The organism is Streptomyces sp. NPDC059355, from assembly GCF_042752335.1.
GTDB lineage: Bacteria > Actinomycetota > Actinomycetes > Streptomycetales > Streptomycetaceae > Streptomyces.
Genome location: NZ_JBHYXN010000108.1, coordinates 1 through 1,625, shown reverse-complemented (window position 1 = coordinate 1,625; position 1,625 = coordinate 1). Strand labels below are relative to the sequence as shown.

2 protein-coding genes and 1 pseudogene are annotated in these 1,625 nt (G+C 68.3%); 2 read left to right on the top strand and 1 reads right to left on the bottom strand.

The window, feature by feature from the left end:
* A partial coding sequence (locus ACFXGI_RS38685; RefSeq protein WP_384717773.1) for an MFS transporter occupies positions 1 to 404 on the bottom strand: 404 nt, incomplete at its 3' end.
* 101 nt (positions 405 to 505) lie between these two features.
* Here ACFXGI_RS38685 and ACFXGI_RS38680 point away from each other — a divergent pair.
* A complete protein-coding gene (locus tag ACFXGI_RS38680) occupies positions 506 to 1,033 on the top strand; it encodes a winged helix-turn-helix transcriptional regulator (protein ID WP_384717770.1) in 528 nt (175 codons plus the stop codon).
* A gap of 200 nt (positions 1,034 to 1,233) precedes the next feature.
* Positions 1,234 to 1,625, top strand: a pseudogene (locus ACFXGI_RS38675) (hypothetical protein); the annotation flags it as partial.

Genomic DNA, 1,625 nt, shown 5'->3' with positions numbered 1-1,625 from the left:
CCGCCGATCGACGCCCAGGCCCGCACCGCCCCGGCGCGCTTCTCGGGCGACGTCGTGTCGAGCAGCAACGCGAGCGACGTCGGCATCAGCAGCGCGGCGCCGGCGGCCTGTACGAGCCGTGCCACGACCAGCGTCCCGACGTTGGGAGCGAGTGCGCAGCCGACCGAGGCGAGGGTGAACACCGCCAGTCCGGTCAGGAAGACCGGCTTGTGGCCGGAGCGGTCAGCGAGGCGGCCGGCGACTACGAGGAGCGCTGCGAAAACGATCGCGTAGCCGCTGAGGACCCAGGAGAGGGAGCCGAGGCCGCTGCCGCCGTACGAGCGGCCGATCGCCGGGAGGGCCACGTTGACGATGAAGAGGTCCAGGTTCGACATGAAGACCGCGGCCGCGACCGTCGCGAACACGGCTCGGGACGCCCTTTGTGGGTTTGAAACTCCAACTATCATGGGCCGGAGGCTAGCTGTGTGGGTTTGAAAACGCAACGGACTCGGGAGATGATGGGGAGGTGACCTCGAACGTGAAGCAGGGCGAGAACTTGGTTCCGCACCCCGAAGTGCCTGGTCGGCCGTGCTCCGTGGCCGCCGCGTTGCAACTCGTTGGCGAACGCTGGGCCCTCCTGGCGATCCGCGAGATCTTCTACGGCAACCAGCGCTTCGACCAGATCGTCCGCAACACCGGCGCCCCCCGCGACCGCCTCGCCGCCAGACTGCGCGCACTGGAAGAGGCGGGCGTGGTCGAGCGCCGCGCATACAGTGAGCGCCCATTGCGCTTCGAATACCACCTCACGGAGGCCGGCCGCGATCTCGCGCCGGTGATGCGCGCGCTGCTGGCCTGGGGCGATCGCTGGGCGGTGGACACTCCGCCGGTCGCCTTCCTGCACCGCGGCGGGCCCGGCTCCGGGCACGACGCCGAGCACGACCTCGATCTGACATCGACGTGCCGGACTTGCGGTGAGGAGGTCGGGCCAGGAGGTCTCACGATCGACGTGCGGGCGCCTGGATGGGATCGGGCTGGGCCGATGGAAGGCTCCTGAACTCGGCAGCGATCAGGAGAAGGGGTCGCCTCGATTGGCCGGATGGGCAACGCAGCCCCTTTGGGAGGGCACCAACCTGCTGACTTTCTCAGGTGGGACAAGCCTCGCCGACTTCTCAGCGACTATTCGGGACATGCCACCGGTCTTCACACAAGGCTCATCCCTGTCTCGTGAGACAGGGAAACGGTGGAGAACAGGCGATGTACCGGCTCGCAGCTGAGAGCGCGCTGCCGCACACGCCGCCGATGCACCGGCGGCTGTCCTCGCAGCTGGCCCAGGCCCGGCGGGAGGGCCGCTTCCCCGACCTGATCGACACCATCCGCGAAGTCCACGTCCCACCGGCCTGGCCGGACGCGGACGCGTTCATCGCCGAGATGCCCGCCTGGTTCCGTCTGGAGCGCACCACGGGCCAGAAGCGCGCCTTGTACGTCGCTGCGGAGAAGGACACCCTTCGCCAGCAGCTGACCGGCTGGCTCGAGTTCGCGGGCATCCCGGTGTTAGAGGTCCTAACAGAAGCTGTTGATCATGTGACTTTCGGTCCGGGTGGTCGTTGGTCTGGGCGTGGGGAAACGTCAGTCGCGGCCATGGATCG